This is a genomic window from Hymenobacter antarcticus (assembly GCF_039539545.1).
In the GTDB taxonomy this organism is placed as follows: Bacteria; Bacteroidota; Bacteroidia; order Cytophagales; family Hymenobacteraceae; genus Hymenobacter; species Hymenobacter antarcticus.
The window spans coordinates 116,476-131,739 of record NZ_BAABDI010000003.1 but is presented as its reverse complement, the minus strand read 5'-3'; the positions used below and the strand labels follow the sequence as shown (position 1 = coordinate 131,739).

Genomic DNA, 15,264 nt, shown 5'->3' with positions numbered 1-15,264 from the left:
CCTCACCACCTCACCACCTCACACCTCGCCGCTACCGGGCTCCGGCGGCGGCGGCGGCCAGCACGGCGCTGCGCATTTCTTCGGGCGAGGTGTTTTTCACGAGGTAGCTGTGGGCGCCCTCGGCCAGCACGGTACTCACCAGCGAAGGGTCGTCGTGCATGGAAATGATGACCACGCGCACCCCCGGGAACTGCGTGCGGAGCAGGCGGGTGGTTTGCAGGCCGTCGAGGATAGGCATCTGCATGTCCATCAGCACCACGTTGGGGGTGCTGCCCTGGTCGAGGAGCTCCAGAAACTCCTGGCCGTTGCTGGCTTCGCACACCACCTCAATGCCCGCGTAGCCGCTGAGCAATGCCCGCAGGCCTTTGCGAAAGAGAATATGGTCGTCGACGATGGCCAGGCGGACGGGGACCGCCACAGCAGCAGAAGTAGGATTGGGTGTCATGAGTTAAGCGAAAAAGTAGAGGTCGCCGAGCCGGCGGGCAGCAGCGTCACAGGCAGCACGGCCTCCACGCGCGTGCCCATGCCCGGCTCGGAATGATAATGTAGCTGGCCACCCAGCACCGCCACCCGGCTGCGCAGGTTGATGAGGCCCATGCCCACCGGCTGCCCGTGGGGCCCGGGCGGCGGCAATTCTTCCAGGGCGGATACATTAAAGCCCTGCCCGTCATCAGAGTAAGTGAGCGTAAGCAGGCCGGGTACGGTGGTCACGCGCAGCACGATGTGCCGGGCTTCGGCGTGCATCAGGCCGTTGGTGAGCAGCTCCTGGGCAATGCGGTACACCATGAGCTCGTGCGGCGGGATGAGCCGGTTCAGGGCTCCTTCTTGCTCCAGGCGCACTTCCGGGCCGTTTTCGGTGGGTACGGCCTGCGTCAGAGCTCGCAGCGCCTGGGCCAGGCCCAGCTGCTGGAGCGTGGCCGGCTGGAGGTTGCGCGAGATGCGCCGCACCTCGGCCACGGCCTGGTCAATCAGGTCGCTGGCCTCGGGCGAGGCCGGGCGGCCGGGCGCATACAGGTGCAGCTTGGCCAGGGCCAGAATGGTACCCACGCCGTCGTGCAGCTCGGCCGCGATGCGCTGCCGTTCGTCTTCCTGGGCTACCAGGGCGGCGGCCAGGGCTTGCTGCTGCGCCGTTTCCTGCATCTGGGCCAGCTCCTGCTGCTGCCGCAGCTGCCCCCGCTGGTAGCGCACCACAAACCACACCAGCCCAAGCACAAGCAGGAGCAGGGTGGGAGTGAGGAGTAGCAAGGGTAGAAAGTTGGTCACATGAAGGCCGCTAGTGGGCAGGCAGCGCGAGAAATCTGAAAGTAGGCCAGGGCCAATGACACCGGTAAGTACGCATATGACCGGTTATAAAACCAGTCGGGCCAGACATAATTTTCGGTAATGACTATCGGAACAGAAGGCCCGGCCCCCAGCCCAGCCGGCCCGCATCAACTCAAAGGCCAGCCGCTGGGAAAGCGGCCACTGCCCACTGCCCGCCCAGGGCCGGGTCAGGCCCGGGCGAGCTGACTGGCCGACGGGGTTTCCGCGTCAGCCGCTACCGCAGGCAGCGGCTTCGCCCGCAAAAAGGCCAGCGTCAGAAACACGTTGAAAATAGTTCCGACAACCGCGACTATCATGGATTTAGGAGCTTGTTCGTATGGGGTTCTCGATAAATAGTCAAGGCTGAAGGCCGTGACGGTGCCCGCCGAATACAGCAGCTGGCCCACGCTCAGCAGCCAAATGGGGTCGCGTGAAACCGGTGCCGTAGTGCCGTGGCCGAGCATCTGTTCGAGGTAGACCAACGCGAAAGCGGCCAGCACCGCCGATTGTACCACCCGGCACACGACTACGGCCAAATCAAAGGAGTGGGTAAAAAAACCACTGGCCGTGAGCCCCACGCACACGGCCAGTGCCGCCAGCGCGGTGATGAGCACCAATTGCCGCATCCGGACTGATTCCACCGCCTTGTAGTACACGGTCGCGAACAGCGCAATCTTACCCACGTTAAAATAGATAAGGTACAGCGAATTGTCATAGGGTGCAAAGAACCGTATGCCCAGAACGCAGAAAGCGGACAGGTATACGTACCAGCTCAGAATCTTCACGGCGGGTGGGAAATCTCGCCTGCGCAGCCACACTACCAGCATCGGCACCAGAATGCTCAACTGCATAACAGTCATCATACTTAGCGATAGCTGAACAAGTGTAGTAGCGAGCATGGTGAGACAATGAGTTGGGGATGAAGGGCGCTGGTGGGCAGTGTTATTTCTCCTCGTTCTGCTGAGGGGTCGTATTCAGGGGGTTGGTTTGGCTGGAGTTGGGCGGGCACTTAACCCCCTCGTCGGCGATAATGCACTGGACGCCCGATACGATGCCCAGTTGGTCGTTCTCTTCGCTGTCGGCACCCACGGCCACCAGCTCCGGCGTGGTCCCGTTGAGGCCGTAGTAGAAGCGAATTCCTTCGCAGCCAGACTGCCCAAGAAGCTGGTTGAGAATATTTTTGCCCAAAAAGCAGCCTAAAATAGTGCCTGGGTCAGGGTTTGCCTCGCGGTAGTTTTGGGTGAACTGGGCAGCGGTGCTCAGTTCAATGGCTTTGCCTTCGGTTCCGTTAAATGGCATCAGTGATGCAGAAAAAAGTTTGAAAAAAGTAAGATTATGTAGGATTGATGCGTCAAATATAGACAAACAAAAGCAAGACTGGCATTCGCCAAAAAAATAATTACCAGGCCCGGCCGGCCCCACCGGGCAGGTTGTCGTGCGCGCTGGCATCGTCTTCCTCGTTCTCCTCCGCTTCTTCTATTTCCTCGTCGGCTTCGTCCTCCTCATCCAGCGTGTCAAACACGCGGTCGAGTGACGCTTCGGCGTGGCGCAGCTTGTGGCGGCAGAGGCGAATCAGCTCGGCCGAGCGTTCGACGCGCGCGGTGAGGTCGTCCACGTCCACGGCATCAGTTTCCAAGGCCCGAAGAATAGTTTCCAGTTCCTCAATGGCTTCACGGTAAGTCATATGTAGTGATTAATGATTAACGGTTAGTGGTGAATGGCTTGTTATTGACTGCTAGCTGAGCCAGGCGCAGCTCGTGGCGGTGCAGGTGGCGCTCCAGGGCCAGCTGCAGCTGAAAACGGCGGCGCAGCACGTCTTCGCGGCGGCGCTGGTGGTGGCGGGCAAAGCGCTTGAGCAGCACCCGGCCGCGCTGGCGCAGGCCGCGCTGCTCGTGGGCCAGGGCCCGCCGCGCCGCCCGGGGCAGCTGGTGCCGGAACCGCAGCAGGTTCTGGGCCAGCTGCCGCAATTGCTCACGCGGGGGCTGGGTGGCCTGGCGGGCGCGGGCGTGCAGGGCCGTGCGGGCGGCATCGAGCTGGCGGTGGGCGGCGTAGCGGCCCCGGCCGCTCAGCTGGTCGAGGCGGGTGTGCTGCTGGTGCAGCTGGCGGCGGGCCAGGGCCGTTATTTCCGAACCCAGACCGAGAATGGCCGCTTCGAGGCGGGCCAGGCGGTCAACCAGGAAAGCGGCCACGGCGGTGGGCGTTTTCAGGGCGCGGTGGGCCGTGAGGTCCACCACGGCTTCGTCGCGCTCGTGGCCAATGCCGGTGAGTACGGGCAGCGGAAAAGCCCCCACGGCCGCTGCCAGGCCGTATTCATCAAACGCCAGCAGGTCGGTCCGGCTGCCGCCACCCCGGATAATAACGACTACATCGAACTGCCCGCGCCGGGCGCGTACGCCGTCCAGCGCCGCCCGAATGCTGGCCGGGGCCTCGTCGCCCTGCATGGTGGCCGGAAACAAGGTGAGGGCAAAATCATACGGAGCTTCCTGCAATTGCTGCACAAAGTCCTGAAAGCCCGCCGCCGTGGGCGAGGAAATAACTGCCAGCCGCTGCGGAGCCAGCGGCAGAGCCAACTGCTTCTGCCGCTCCAGCAGGCCCTTTTCTTCCAGCAGGCGCAGGGTTTTCAGCCGCAGCAAAGCCAGCTCCCCCACGGTATAGCTGGGGTCGATGGCCACTACGTCGAGGCTCAGCCCATACTGCTCATGGAAGCGCACCTGCACCCGCAGTAGCAGCTTGAGGCCGGGGCGCAGCGGCTGGCCGGTGGCGCGCTCAAAGGCGGGAGCCAGCTGCTGGTAGCGCTGGCTCCAGAGCGTGGCGCGGGCCTGGGCCTTGAGGGGCGTGCCGCGCGGGTCAATGGTTTGTTCGGTGAGGGTGAGGTAGCAGTGCGCATTGGCAAAGCGCGGCACGGTGAGCTCAGCCACTTCGGCCACCACCCAGTAGGAATCGGCCAGTTGCTGGGTCAGGGCCTGGCGCACGTAGCCCAGCAGCGCGGCCAGGCCCAGGGGAGCCGGGGCAGGAGGGGGCTGAAGCTCGGGGCGGCGGTTGTAGAGCGGCATGGGCGCAAGTTACAAGGGAAGCGGGAGGGTGGGAGGGTTTTTAGGGTAGGAGGGTAGGAGGGTAGGGGGGTGGGAGGGTTTTTAGGGTAGGAGGGTAGGAGGGTAGGAGGGTGTGCGGGTAGGAGGCACTTAATCGATTATACCCTCTTACCCTCTTACCCTCCTACCCGCACACCCTCCTGCCCTAAATACCCCCTACCCTCTTACCCTCATGCCCTCACCATCGGTGCAACCGGAATTAAGACCGGGTGTCTGTAACTTCACGGCATCATTTCCCAACCCAACATTCGCTTCATGTTTTCAACTTCAATTGCGCGGCAGCTTAGCCTGGCCGTACTCGGCCTGGGCAGCCTGGCTGCTACGGTAGCGGCCGGCCCGCCCGACAAGCCCGCCCCAACGCCGCCCCAGAAAGGCGTGGGTATTAACATTGCCAACATCGACCCCTCGGTGAAGCCCTGCGAAGACTTCTTCCACTACGCCTCGGGCAACTGGCTCAAAAACAACCCGATTCCGGCCGCGGAATCGCGCTGGGGCTCGTTCAACGAGCTGGCCGACCACAACAACGCCACCCTGCGGGCCATCCTCAACGACGCCGCCAGGAATGCCGCCAAGGCCCCCAAAGGCTCGAATATGCAGAAAGTAGGCGACTTCTACGCCTCGGCCATGGACTCGGCCGCTATCGAAACCGCCGGCCTCAAGTACCTGCAGCCGCACCTGAACCGCATCGCGGCCATCAAGGACCTGGGCGAGATGCAGCGCTTCATGGCTGACCCCAAAGCACAAGCCGGCAGCGTGTGGTACGGCATGTACGTGGGCCAGGATGAAAAAATCAGCACCCAGTATACTGTCCAGATGGGCCAGGGCGGCCTCTCGCTGCCCGACCGCGACTACTACCTGAAGGACGACGCCCGCTCGAAAGCCATTCGCACGGCCTACGATACGTACCTGGTGAACACCTTCAAGATGCTCGGCGATGCCGAATCGGTAGCGCGCACCAACGCCGCCATCGTGCAGCGCATCGAAACGCGCCTGGCCAAAGCCAGCAAGGCCCGCGTGGACCTGCGCGACCCCTACGCCAACTACAACAAAATGACGCTGGCCGAGGCCAGCGCCGCTTACCCCAACCTGGCGCTGCCCCTCATGCTGAAGGAAAGTGGCTTGGGCGCAGCTAAAGAGGTAATTGTAGGCCAGCCCGATTTCCTGAAAGAAGTGAGCGCCATGCTTAAGGACGAGCCCATTGCCGACCAGAAGCAGTACCTGCGCTTTCACCTGGTGAGCAGCGTGACGGCCGCCCTGCCCAAGGCCTACGGCGACGAAGCCTTCCGCTTCTCGCAGACCCTGAGCGGTGCCAAGAAGCAGCAGCCCCGCTGGAAGCGCACGCTGGGCGCGACCGACCGCGCCCTGGGCGAGGCGTTCGGCCAGCTCTACGTGGACAAGGCTTTCTCGCCCGCGGCCAAGACCCGCGCCAAGCAAATGATTGAGAACCTGCGCGTGGCTTACGGCGAGCGCATTCAGGCCACCGATTGGATGAGCGCGGCCACTAAAAAGGAAGCCCTCAAAAAGCTGAATGCCTTCGTGGTGAAAATCGGCTACCCCGATAAGTGGAAGAACTACTCGACGCTGAACATCTCGCGGGAGAGCTACCTGAACAACCTGCTGGCCGCCCGCGTGTGGGCCAATAAGGAGGAAATCAACCACTTCGGCAAGCCGATTGACCGCAATGAGTGGGGAATGACCCCGCCCACGGTGAATGCCTACTACAACCCGCCGATGAACGAGATTGTGTTCCCGGCCGGCATTCTACAGCCCCCGTTCTACGACCCCAAGGCCGACGACGCGGTGAACTACGGCGGCATCGGGGCCGTGATTGGCCACGAAATGACCCATGGCTTCGACGACCAGGGCCGCCAGTACGACTCGCAGGGCAACCTGAAGGACTGGTGGACCAAGGAGGATGCCGATAAGTTCAACGCCAAAGCCGCCCTCGTGGGCAAGCAGTACGATGCCTTCATGCCGCTGGACTCGGTGCACGTGAACGGCAAGCTGACCATGGGCGAAAATTTGGCCGACCTCGGGGGCCTCACCATCGCCTACCAGGCGTTTGAGAAAACCCCGCAGGCCAAGGCCCAGGCCAAAATCGACGGCTTCTCGCCCGAGCAGCGCTTCTTCCTGGCTTACGCCCAAATCTGGCGCACCAACGCCCGGCCCGAGTACCTGCGCCAGCAGGTGCAGACCGACCCGCACTCGCCGGCCCAGTTCCGTACCAACGGCCCGCTGATGAACATGCCCGAGTTCTACAAAGCCTTTGGCTGCCAGGATGGTAACACCATGATGCGCGCCGCCGCCGACCGTTCCAAAATCTGGTAGGTTGCCAGAACGATTGAACGATTAAAGAAGGAACGTCATGCTGAGCGAAGCCGAAGCATCTCTACGGGTAAGTAATTCATTTACTACTGCGGTAGAGATGCTTCGACTCCGCTCAGCATGACGTTCCTGCTTTTTAACATTCCCCCTACAATCTATTTCACTCAACCATGCATCAGTACTCTTTTGTGCGGCGGGCCGCCCTTTCGGCGGCGCTGCTGACGCTGGTGGCCGGCGCGGCCCAGGCCCAAACCAAGATTAAAACCAAGTCCAGCGCGGGCAAGGATAAAACCACCGTATCCACAACGGGGCAGTCGGGTGTCGGCGTAACGCTGGCCAACCTCGACCGCTCGGTAGCGCCCTGCGATGACTTTTTCCGGTTTGCCAATGGCAACTGGATGAAAAACAACCCGATTCCGGCCTCCGAAACGGGCTGGGGCTCCTTCAACCAGCTGCGCGACCGCAACCGCAGCGTGGCCCGGCGCATTCTGGAAAAAGCCGCTGCCGACCGCACGGCCAAGCCGGGCTCGAACATGCAGAAAGTGGGCGACTTCTACGCCGCCGCCATGGACAGCGTGGCCGTGGAAAAAGCGGGCCTGAAGTACCTGCAGCCCCGGCTCAGCCAAATCAGCGCCATTCAGGATGTGGCCGGCGTGCAGGCCTACCTGGCCAACCCGAAGAACATCGGCAAGGGCTGGTACGGCTTTGGCGTGGGCCAGGACGCCAAGAACAGCAGCGTGTATGCCGTGCAGCTGCGCCAGGGCGGCCTGACCCTGCCCAACCGCGACTTCTACCTCAAAGAAGATGCGCGCTCCAAAACCATCCGGGCCGCGTATCGCACCTACCAAATCAACCTGTTTAAGCTGCTGGGCGACGACCAGGCCATGGCCGAAAAGAACGCCGATGCCGTGACGCGCCTCGAAACCCGCATGGCCAAAGCCAGCCGCGACCCGGTGGCCCTGCGCGACCGCGAAAGCAACTACAACAAGATGACGGTGGACAAAGCCGTGGCCGACTACCCCAACCTGAACCTCCCGCTGCGCCTCAAGGAAAGTGGCCTGTCCGGAGCCAAGGAAATCATCGTGGGCCAGCCCGACTACCTGAAAGAGGCCAGTGCCATGCTGAAAGAGGAGCCCGTGGCCGACCAGAAGCAGTACCTGCGCTGGCACCTGGTGGAGTCGGTGGTGGCGGCCCTGCCCAAAGCCTATGTTGACGAAGAATTCCGCTTTACGCAGGTATTGTCGGGGGCCAAGCAGCCGCAGCCGCGCTGGCGCCGGGCCTTTGCCGCCACCGATGGCTCGCTGGGCGAGGCCTTCGGCCAGATTTACGTGGATGAAGACTTCAGCCCCGCGGCCAAAGCCCGGGCCAAGCAGCTGGTCGAAAACCTGCGCGTGGCCTACGCCGAGCGCATCATGGCTACTGATTGGATGAGCGCGGCCACCAAGGCCGAGGCCCTGAAAAAGCTCAACGCCTTCGTGGTGAAAATTGGCTACCCCGACAAGTGGAAGGACTATTCGAAGCTGAGCGTGAGCCGCGAAAGCGCCCTGAACAACCTGTTTGCCGCCGCCGAGTGGGGCACCCAGGACAACCTCAGCAAGTTTGGCCAGCCCGTGGACCGCAGCGTGTGGGGCATGACCCCGCCCACGGTGAACGCCTACTACAGCCCCAGCCTGAATGAGATTGTGTTTCCGGCCGGCATTCTGCAGGCCCCCTTCTACGACCCCAAGGCCGATGACGCGGTGAACTACGGCGGCATCGGGGCCGTGATTGGCCACGAAATGACCCACGGCTTCGACGACCAGGGCCGCAAGGTGGACTCGCAGGGCAACCTGCGCGACTGGTGGACCAAAGAAGACGGCGAGAAGTTCATGGCCAAAGCCGACGTGGTGGGCAAGCAGTTCGACGCTTTCTCGCCGATGGACTCGGTACACGTGAACGGCAAACTGACGATGGGCGAGAACCTGGCCGACCTCGGGGGCCTCACCATTGCCTACGCCGCGTTCATGAAAACCCCGCAGGCCAAGGCCGGCAAGTCCATCGATGGCTTCACGCCCGAGCAGCGCTTCTTCCTGAACTTTGCCCAAATCTGGCGCATCAACCAGCGCCCCGAGGCCATGCGCCAGCTCATCCAGACCGACCCGCACTCGCCCGGCCAGTACCGCACCATCGGCCCGCTGCAGAACATGCCGGAGTTCCACAAGGCCTTTAGCTGCAAGGAAGGCGACAAAATGGTGCGTTCTTCCGCCGACCGCGCCAAAATTTGGTAAGCTGTTTGCTTGGAGTTAGCTGAATCAGACGTGCGAACCCATTTGCCCGCCCGATAGAAGAAGGTCCGCTTCCCCTGGAGGCGGGCCTTTTTTGCGTTTTGAAGGCATTATAACGTCATGCCGAGCGCAGCCGAGGCATCTCGCATGCAACAGTGACTCATACGATTGGAGTGCTACTGCACGCGAGATGCCTCGGCTGCGCTCGGCATGACGTTCAGCCTCTGAGTTCTGGTTACCGCACCACTTCTACCTTGATGGGGATGTCCTTCACCGGCCATTTATCCGACTCCACGGGCTCGTTGGCGATTTTATCGACGACATCCTGCCCTTCCACGACTTCGCCGAAAACCGTGTACTGGCCATCGAGCGAGGGCACGCCGCCCACGGTGGCGTAGGCCTTGGTTTGGGCCGGGGTGAGGCGACGGCCGGCCATGGCCTGCGATTGGTTGGGGGCCAGCTTTTCGCCCACCACGAAGTAGAAATCAGTGTTCGACGACAGGCGGCCGGGGTTCTGCTCGTCGTCGTAGCGGGCCATGCCCAGCGCCCCTTTGTGGTGAAAGTGCCCGGCCCGAAACTCGGGCGGCAGGCGGTAGCGCTTCAGCCGGATGGTGCGGGCCGCGTAGGTCTGGCCGCCCTGCACGGCAAAGTCCTTCACCACGCGGTTGAACATCGTTTCGTCGAACACGCCTTTGCGGGCCAGCAGTAGAAAGTTGGCCTTGTGAATGGGCGTATCGTCATACAGCCTCACCCGGATGTTGCCTAGCCGCGTGCGCACCAGTATCTCCGAGCCGGGATATTGGCGGCCGTAGGCGAGCAGCGCGGCCGGGGCCGCGCTGTCGGTGAGGGTGGCCAGGTCGGGGCCGGGCACGGCAGCGGCTACTGTAGGCGGCGCGGTGGCGGGCGGAGCCTGGTTGCAGCCGGCCAGCAGCGCCAGGCCAAGCAGCCACCGCCCGGCAGTGCAGGGGAGGGCCATAGCAGGGGAGGGCCGGCGGCCCATTATTTAGGTCCTTTGGTTTTGGTTTTTTCGGTGTTGCCGTCCTTGCTCTTGGTTTTCACCTTCACTTTGTCCGGGGCTGGCGCTATTGCCGAATCGGGCGCTTCGAGAGGCGCGGCGGGGGCTTCGGCGGGCTCGGCGGGGGCATCGGGCGCATCGGCCATGTCCTTGGCCGACTTAATCTCGTCAACGACCTCCACTTTTTTGGCTTTCTGCTGGGCCAGCAAAAGCTGGTCCTGGGCCAGGGTGTTCTTCTTCCAGGCCACCAGCTCGGTGCTGAGCTTTTCCTTCTCCTCTTTCGTGGCTTTGGCCGGGGTCATCATGGTACTCAGGTCGGGTTTGCCGGCGTCCTGCCAGGCCGTGAGCCAAAGCGACGACACCAGCGTGGGCGCGCCCTTGAGGCGGTAGTCGACCATGCCGCCCACACTCTTATTATAAGCATCGGCGAAGGCATCGGAGTAGCGGCGCGAGGTTTTGCCGTATTTGTGCGAGAAGGTGTAGCGCACGTCGGGCTTCATCACTTTCTCAATCTTGCTGGCCCGGTCGAAGGTCTCGCCCAGGAAGCCGTAGCTCTGCTGCACCACCGTCCACACGGCCGCCAGCGGGTCTTTTAGGTATTTGGCGGGCTCGCCGTCCAGCTTATACTCGGTGATGTAGCGCTCGGGCAGCTGGCTTTCCCAGAGGCTGTGCAGGCCCTTCTGGTCGGTGAGCTGGCCGTCGTAGTTGATGGTGGTGTGCAGCGGCACGAAAGCGTCGCCCACGTAATGGCTCAGCTCGGCCGAGTACTTGACTATGCCCACCGTGTCGCGCTGCCGAAAGGCTTCGGTGAGGCTTGCTTTCGTTTCCATAATCACCCACGGCACGGTGCCGTACTTCTTGAGGGTGTCGGCCGAGAATTTCTCCACCGCCTTGTCGTATTGCCGGGGCACTTTGCCGAAGGGGTCTTCCTCCGAGTAGTGGTCGATGTCGATGAAATGCTTGGGCGCTTCGGTGGGGTCGGAGTTGCGGCGCTCGTCGGGGGCCGTGCTCAGGCGCACCACTTCGGCCATGTGCCGGTAGTAAAAAGCCTGCATGGCGGCCGGCAGCTCGTACACCGCTACCTGCGTGATGGTGCGATGGCCAAAAAAGCCCCAAGCCCCGGCAGTGCCATGGGCAAGTATCAGGGCCGCGAGCAGCAGCGGCAGGAGGATTTTTTTCATGGAAAGAACAAATTTGACGGGCTGGGATGCCTTGCCCTGCCCAAAGTTCGGCAATGGCTGGCACATGCGGCCCGCCCGGCCCAAACCCCGCCCCGGCCGGGCCGTACCTTTGGCTATTCCGCATTCGCTATGAATCTTTTCCGCAACTCGCTTTTGGCATTGCTGGCGCTGGTAGCCGGCCCGGCCGTGGCCCAGGTTTCTACCCATCAGCCGGGGGCGTACCGCTCGGCGGCAGCCTACCGCCGGCACCAGCCGCAACCCGCCGGCTCCAACGCTTTTTTCCCCGACAAGCGCGGCCAGGTGGTCGTGGTAGTGCCCCGCGGCCCCTCCAGCCAAAAGGTGCGCATTGCCCCCGACAGCGTCTGGGGCGTGGTTTCGGACAAGGGCCGCACCACGAGAATCTTCCGGGGCGACGAGTTCCGGCTGGAACACGCCGATACGCTGTGCCTGTACACCAGCGCCCGCAACGTGGGTACCTCCGGCTCGGCCCGCTACGGCGGGCGCGGGCTCGCCGCCACGCAATATTTTTTCAGCGTGGGCCTCACGGGCCTCATTTTTCCGCTCACCACGGCCTACCTGCGCGAGCAGTACGCGGCCAGCAACCCGGGCTTCGCGGCGGCCCTCGATAAGCTGAAATTCTACGATGGGCTGAGCGACTACGACAGCAAAGCCGGCCTGTATCTGGTGACCAAGCTGTACCGCGAAAGCACGGTCCGGTAGAGGGATTTCAGGGTCAGTATACCGTTTTTAAGGCAATTAAAAATGAAGAATTAAAAATTAAAAGCGAGACTTTTTTGATTTATCCGGTTGATGCAGAGACGCAAGTATGGGTCTCTACGCCGTTTCGGCTAATTTCTAAACAGCTTCATTTTTAATTCTTCATTTTTAATTACAAACGTCAGCTCCGGCCCGCTACTCCTGTCGGTAGGCCACGCCGGCCTTCATCACAAAGGTGGGGCGCATGAGGGCCGAAATGTCTTTCAGCGGGTCGCCGTCGAGGGCCACGATGTCGGCGTACTTGCCGGCTTCGATGGCGCCCAAATCGGTGGTTTCGCCCAGCAGCTCGGCCGCGTTGAGAGTGGCCGTGCGGATGGCGTCGAGCGGCGTCATGCCGGCTTCGGTCATGTAGCCGAACTCGCGGGCGTTCTGGCCGTGGCGGAACACGCCGGCATCGGTGCCAAACGCCACGCGCACCCCGCCCTTGATGGCGCGCGAGAAAGTACCCTGCATTTTGGTGCCCACGCTCAGGGCCTTGGCCGCGATAACGGGCGGGAAGTAGTCGGGTCGCAGCCGGGCCGTATCGGCCACCGACTTGCCGGCGATGAGCGTGGGCACGTACCAGGTGCGGGTTTTCGCCATCAGCTTAATGGCCTCCTCGTCCATCAGCGAGCTGTGTTCCATGCTGGTCACGCCCGCCCGGATGGCTCGTTTGATACCCTCCGCGCCGTGGGCGTGGCAGGCCACGCGCATGCCCAAATCCCTGGCCGTTTCCACGATGGCGCGGATTTCCTCTTCGCTGTACTGGGCTCCGGTGCCGTCCTTGCTCAGGTCGAGCACGCCGCCGGTGCTGGCAATTTTGATGAGGTCGGCCCCGCGCTTGAACTGCTCGCGCACGGCCTGCCGGCACTGGTCGGGGCCGTTGGCTAGGTTGATGGGGTGGCCGGCTTTGGTTATCTGGTCCTCGTTGAGGCCGTCGGTATCGTCCATGTGGCCGCCGGTGGCCGAGATGGCCATGCCCGCCGACACAATGCGCGGCCCCGGCACCAGGCCGCGCTCCACGGCCCCCCGCAGGCTGGTGTTCACGCCCGAGCCGCCGCAGTCGCGCACCGTGGTGAAGCCAGCCCGCAACGTGGTGAGGGCGTTGCCTTGGGCGCGGAAAGCCACGTCGGCCGGGTTCAGCATGAAGCCTTCGCGGAAGCTGTTGCGGCTGGGACTCGATTCCAGGTGCACATGGCAGTCGATGAGGCCGGGCAGCACGGTGCGGTTTTCCAGGTTGATAACCTTGTCCTGCGGGCCGGCGGCGGCCGTGTAGCCGCTTTGCACGGCCGTGATGCGGTCTTTTTCTACGACAATAGTCTGCTGGGTGAGGAGCTTGCCGCTGCGCACGTCGAGCAGGCGGCCGCAGTGCAGGTAGGTTTTTTGGGCGAAAGCAGCCGGAGCGGTTAGCAGCAAAGCGGCCGTGGCCAGTGCGTGAATAGATTTGCGCGTCATACGGTGAGATGGTGAGGTGTGAGATGGTGAGTTTAACGTTGTATTATGCGCAAATTGCGCCATTAAAACGTCAGACTCACTACTTCACCATTTCATACCTCACCACATGACGACCCAGGAAGATTTTGAAGCTGCCAGCCAGCGCGCCCAGCAGCTGCCCACCAAGCCCTCCAACATGGTGCTGTTGCAGCTCTACGCCCTCTACAAGCAGGCCACCGACGGCGACGTAACCGGCGACCGCCCCGGTGGCTTCGACTTCAAAGCCATTGCCAAGTACGATGCCTGGAGCGGCCTGAAAGGCACCAGCCAGGAAGCCGCCCGCCAGCAATACGTGGAGCTGGTGAGCGAGCTGGCAGGGTAATCAATGGGTGAATGGGTGAATGAGCGAATGGGTGAATGATGCCCATTGATTCACTCATTCGCTCATTCACTCCTTCACCCATTGCCTCATGGATATCTCCCGCAAAAAGCCGCCTTATCCCATCACGCCCGAGCTGCGGCAGTACCTGCGCGCCTACGACCGGGAGGCCCCGCTGCCTGTCAGCTACACCGACCTGAAGTTCTTCAGCAGCTCGTTCCCGCTGCTGGACCGCACGGGGCACGATACGCTGTGGCAGACGGTGTTTTTCGAGCCCCAGGCACTACGCGAGCTCAGTCAGGGGCTGACGGAAGTGTATGCGCTGCTGAAAACGGCCGGCGACCTGAGCTTCACCGAGCACCTCGTGGCCGACCGCATCGATTACTGTCAGTTTGGTAATTCCAACCCGTTTCGGGTGCGTATCGTCAATCAGTTCAACGACAACTACGACTACTTCTACGTGAAGCGTGCCGATGCCTCGCGCCTCTACGGGCTGGAGCTGGAGCACCTGCTGTCGCCCAATTCCATGAACTTCCTGGTGAGCGGCGACACGCTCGTGGAGGAGCACATCGCGGGCATTCCGGGCGATGATTTTATCCGCCTGCGCCTGAGCCAGCCGCACATCAACCAGGTGCGTATCGCCAAGGAGTTTGTGAAGTTCAACGAGCGCTGCTTCGTCCGGCTGCTAGGCGACATGCGGGCCTACAACTACGTCATCGACGTAACGCCTGACTTTGAGGACGAGCAGTACCGGGTGCGCGCCATCGATTTCGACCAGCAGAGCTACGAGGGCCGCCGGGCCATGTACCTGCCGCAGTTTTTCAAGGATAACGCGGCCGTGGTGGAGCTGTGCGCCCGCCTGCTGAAACCCGAAACCCTGCGCCAGTACCAAACCGAGGAGCGCGCCCTGATGGCCCGCCGCGCCCGCGCCGAGCGCCACCGCCTACGCGACCTGCTAGAGGTGATGCGCCAGCACGAGCTGGCCCCGCCCGAAAAGGTGGCCCAACTCAAGGCCGAACTCAACCGCTACCACCACACCACCGCCTTCGACAAATGCGACTCGATGGGCGACATCGTGCGCCAGAACCTGTGGCTGATGCTTGGGGCCGGGGCCCGGCCGGCGGCGGGGTAGGGATGGTGGAATATGTAAAACAAGAACGTCATGCTGAACGGAGCCGAAGCATCTTTACCTCAGTGCTAAACCTAGTTAGTCACGCAGTAGAGATGCTTCGGCCCTGCTCAGCATGACGAGCTGTTGTCAAGCTGAAAACCCAGCTTACACGGCCGGCTTGGGCGCGGGCAAATCGAACGCCACGGCGGCGTGCTCGAAATGGCCTTTGTGCGAGCCGTCGCAGAAGGGCTTCTGCTTGGAGAGCCCGCAGCGGCAGATGCTGATGCGCTGGCGGCCGCCGAGACCATACGGCTGGCCGTCGGCGTCAACTAGTTCGATGTCTTCGCCCTCTACGCGGAGCGAGCCGTTGGAAAGGACAGTGAGTTTGATGGCCATGAGAAGGGA

General features: G+C 62.5%; 15 protein-coding genes. 5 read left to right on the top strand and 10 right to left on the bottom strand.

What is annotated here, in order from left to right; translation table 11 throughout:
* Positions 1 to 31: 31 nt before the first annotated feature.
* The 6 genes from ABD819_RS03940 to xseA all read right to left on the bottom strand — a co-directional run bounded on the left by ABD819_RS03940 (position 32) and on the right by xseA (position 4,355).
* A complete protein-coding gene (locus ABD819_RS03940; protein ID WP_345121207.1) occupies positions 32 to 445 on the bottom strand; it encodes a response regulator in 414 nt (137 codons plus the stop codon).
* Complete coding sequence (locus tag ABD819_RS03935; RefSeq protein ID WP_345121205.1) at positions 442 to 1,245, bottom strand: sensor histidine kinase; 804 nt, start codon at positions 1,243 to 1,245, stop codon at positions 442 to 444. Before ABD819_RS03935 ends, ABD819_RS03940 begins: the two co-directional genes overlap by 4 nt.
* A gap of 245 nt (positions 1,246 to 1,490) precedes the next feature.
* The gene (locus ABD819_RS03930) at positions 1,491 to 2,165 is read right to left on the bottom strand and encodes a hypothetical protein (protein ID WP_345121203.1); all 675 of its coding nucleotides are present in this window, start codon (positions 2,163 to 2,165) and stop codon (positions 1,491 to 1,493) included.
* 79 nt (positions 2,166 to 2,244) lie between these two features.
* A complete protein-coding gene (locus tag ABD819_RS03925; RefSeq protein ID WP_345121201.1) occupies positions 2,245 to 2,601 on the bottom strand; it encodes a hypothetical protein in 357 nt (118 codons plus the stop codon).
* Between the two features lie 100 nt (positions 2,602 to 2,701).
* Positions 2,702 to 2,986: an exodeoxyribonuclease VII small subunit gene (gene xseB / locus ABD819_RS03920; RefSeq protein ID WP_345121199.1), complete on the bottom strand. Its 285-nt coding sequence runs from the start codon at positions 2,984 to 2,986 to the stop codon at positions 2,702 to 2,704.
* Positions 2,987 to 3,002: 16 nt separating this feature from the next.
* Positions 3,003 to 4,355, bottom strand: coding sequence for an exodeoxyribonuclease VII large subunit (xseA, locus tag ABD819_RS03915; RefSeq protein ID WP_345121197.1), 1,353 nt, complete (start codon positions 4,353 to 4,355; stop codon positions 3,003 to 3,005).
* A gap of 294 nt (positions 4,356 to 4,649) precedes the next feature.
* Between xseA and ABD819_RS03910 the strand changes: the two genes are divergently transcribed.
* Both ABD819_RS03910 and ABD819_RS03905 read left to right on the top strand, forming a co-directional pair.
* Positions 4,650 to 6,722: a M13 family metallopeptidase gene (locus ABD819_RS03910; protein ID WP_345121195.1), complete on the top strand. Its 2,073-nt coding sequence runs from the start codon at positions 4,650 to 4,652 to the stop codon at positions 6,720 to 6,722.
* A gap of 167 nt (positions 6,723 to 6,889) precedes the next feature.
* Positions 6,890 to 8,986, top strand: a complete 2,097-nt coding sequence (locus ABD819_RS03905; protein ID WP_345121193.1) for a M13 family metallopeptidase — start codon at positions 6,890 to 6,892, stop codon at positions 8,984 to 8,986.
* A 232-nt stretch (positions 8,987 to 9,218) separates the two neighbouring features.
* On the opposite strand, the gene ABD819_RS03900 is transcribed toward ABD819_RS03905, so the two are convergent.
* The gene (locus tag ABD819_RS03900; protein ID WP_345121191.1) at positions 9,219 to 9,959 is read right to left on the bottom strand and encodes a peptidylprolyl isomerase; all 741 of its coding nucleotides are present in this window, start codon (positions 9,957 to 9,959) and stop codon (positions 9,219 to 9,221) included.
* Positions 9,960 to 9,982: 23 nt separating this feature from the next.
* On the bottom strand, positions 9,983 to 11,179 hold the full coding sequence (locus tag ABD819_RS03895; protein ID WP_345121189.1) for a zinc dependent phospholipase C family protein: 1,197 nt from the start codon (positions 11,177 to 11,179) through the stop codon (positions 9,983 to 9,985).
* Positions 11,180 to 11,308: 129 nt separating this feature from the next.
* Between ABD819_RS03895 and ABD819_RS03890 the strand changes: the two genes are divergently transcribed.
* Positions 11,309 to 11,899: a hypothetical protein gene (locus ABD819_RS03890; protein WP_345121187.1), complete on the top strand. Its 591-nt coding sequence runs from the start codon at positions 11,309 to 11,311 to the stop codon at positions 11,897 to 11,899.
* A gap of 192 nt (positions 11,900 to 12,091) precedes the next feature.
* Here ABD819_RS03890 and ABD819_RS03885 read toward each other — a convergent pair whose 3' ends face one another.
* Positions 12,092 to 13,390, bottom strand: a complete 1,299-nt coding sequence (locus ABD819_RS03885; RefSeq protein WP_345121185.1) for an amidohydrolase family protein — start codon at positions 13,388 to 13,390, stop codon at positions 12,092 to 12,094.
* 106 nt (positions 13,391 to 13,496) lie between these two features.
* Between ABD819_RS03885 and ABD819_RS03880 the strand changes: the two genes are divergently transcribed.
* A complete protein-coding gene (locus ABD819_RS03880) occupies positions 13,497 to 13,751 on the top strand; it encodes an acyl-CoA-binding protein (protein ID WP_345121182.1) in 255 nt (84 codons plus the stop codon).
* Positions 13,752 to 13,839: 88 nt separating this feature from the next.
* Positions 13,840 to 14,880 carry a hypothetical protein gene (locus ABD819_RS03875; RefSeq protein ID WP_345121180.1) on the top strand — a complete coding sequence of 347 codons (1,041 nt, stop codon included), beginning with the start codon at positions 13,840 to 13,842 and terminating at the stop codon, positions 14,878 to 14,880.
* 144 nt (positions 14,881 to 15,024) lie between these two features.
* Here ABD819_RS03875 and ABD819_RS03870 read toward each other — a convergent pair whose 3' ends face one another.
* Positions 15,025 to 15,255, bottom strand: coding sequence for a CDGSH iron-sulfur domain-containing protein (locus tag ABD819_RS03870; RefSeq protein ID WP_345121178.1), 231 nt, complete (start codon positions 15,253 to 15,255; stop codon positions 15,025 to 15,027).
* Between the last annotated feature and the right edge of the window lie 9 nt (positions 15,256 to 15,264).

Bases quoted from the DNA above. Each gene is read 5' to 3' on its own strand.
- ABD819_RS03875 (WP_345121180.1), top strand. From the start codon at position 13,840: ATGGATATCTCCCGCAAAAAGCCGCCTTATCCCATCACGCCCGAGCTG.
- ABD819_RS03925 (WP_345121201.1), bottom strand. From the start codon at position 2,601: ATGCCATTTAACGGAACCGAAGGCAAAGCCATTGAACTGAGCACCGCT.
- ABD819_RS03940 (WP_345121207.1), bottom strand. From the start codon at position 445: ATGACACCCAATCCTACTTCTGCTGCTGTGGCGGTCCCCGTCCGCCTG.
- ABD819_RS03890 (WP_345121187.1), top strand. From the start codon at position 11,309: ATGAATCTTTTCCGCAACTCGCTTTTGGCATTGCTGGCGCTGGTAGCC.
- ABD819_RS03880 (WP_345121182.1), top strand. From the start codon at position 13,497: ATGACGACCCAGGAAGATTTTGAAGCTGCCAGCCAGCGCGCCCAGCAG.
- ABD819_RS03905 (WP_345121193.1), top strand. From the start codon at position 6,890: ATGCATCAGTACTCTTTTGTGCGGCGGGCCGCCCTTTCGGCGGCGCTG.
- ABD819_RS03885 (WP_345121185.1), bottom strand. From the start codon at position 13,390: ATGACGCGCAAATCTATTCACGCACTGGCCACGGCCGCTTTGCTGCTA.
- ABD819_RS03900 (WP_345121191.1), bottom strand. From the start codon at position 9,959: ATGGCCCTCCCCTGCACTGCCGGGCGGTGGCTGCTTGGCCTGGCGCTG.
- ABD819_RS03910 (WP_345121195.1), top strand. From the start codon at position 4,650: ATGTTTTCAACTTCAATTGCGCGGCAGCTTAGCCTGGCCGTACTCGGC.
- xseA (WP_345121197.1), bottom strand. From the start codon at position 4,355: ATGCCGCTCTACAACCGCCGCCCCGAGCTTCAGCCCCCTCCTGCCCCG.
- ABD819_RS03930 (WP_345121203.1), bottom strand. From the start codon at position 2,165: ATGATGACTGTTATGCAGTTGAGCATTCTGGTGCCGATGCTGGTAGTG.
- ABD819_RS03895 (WP_345121189.1), bottom strand. From the start codon at position 11,179: ATGAAAAAAATCCTCCTGCCGCTGCTGCTCGCGGCCCTGATACTTGCC.
- ABD819_RS03870 (WP_345121178.1), bottom strand. From the start codon at position 15,255: ATGGCCATCAAACTCACTGTCCTTTCCAACGGCTCGCTCCGCGTAGAG.
- xseB (WP_345121199.1), bottom strand. From the start codon at position 2,986: ATGACTTACCGTGAAGCCATTGAGGAACTGGAAACTATTCTTCGGGCC.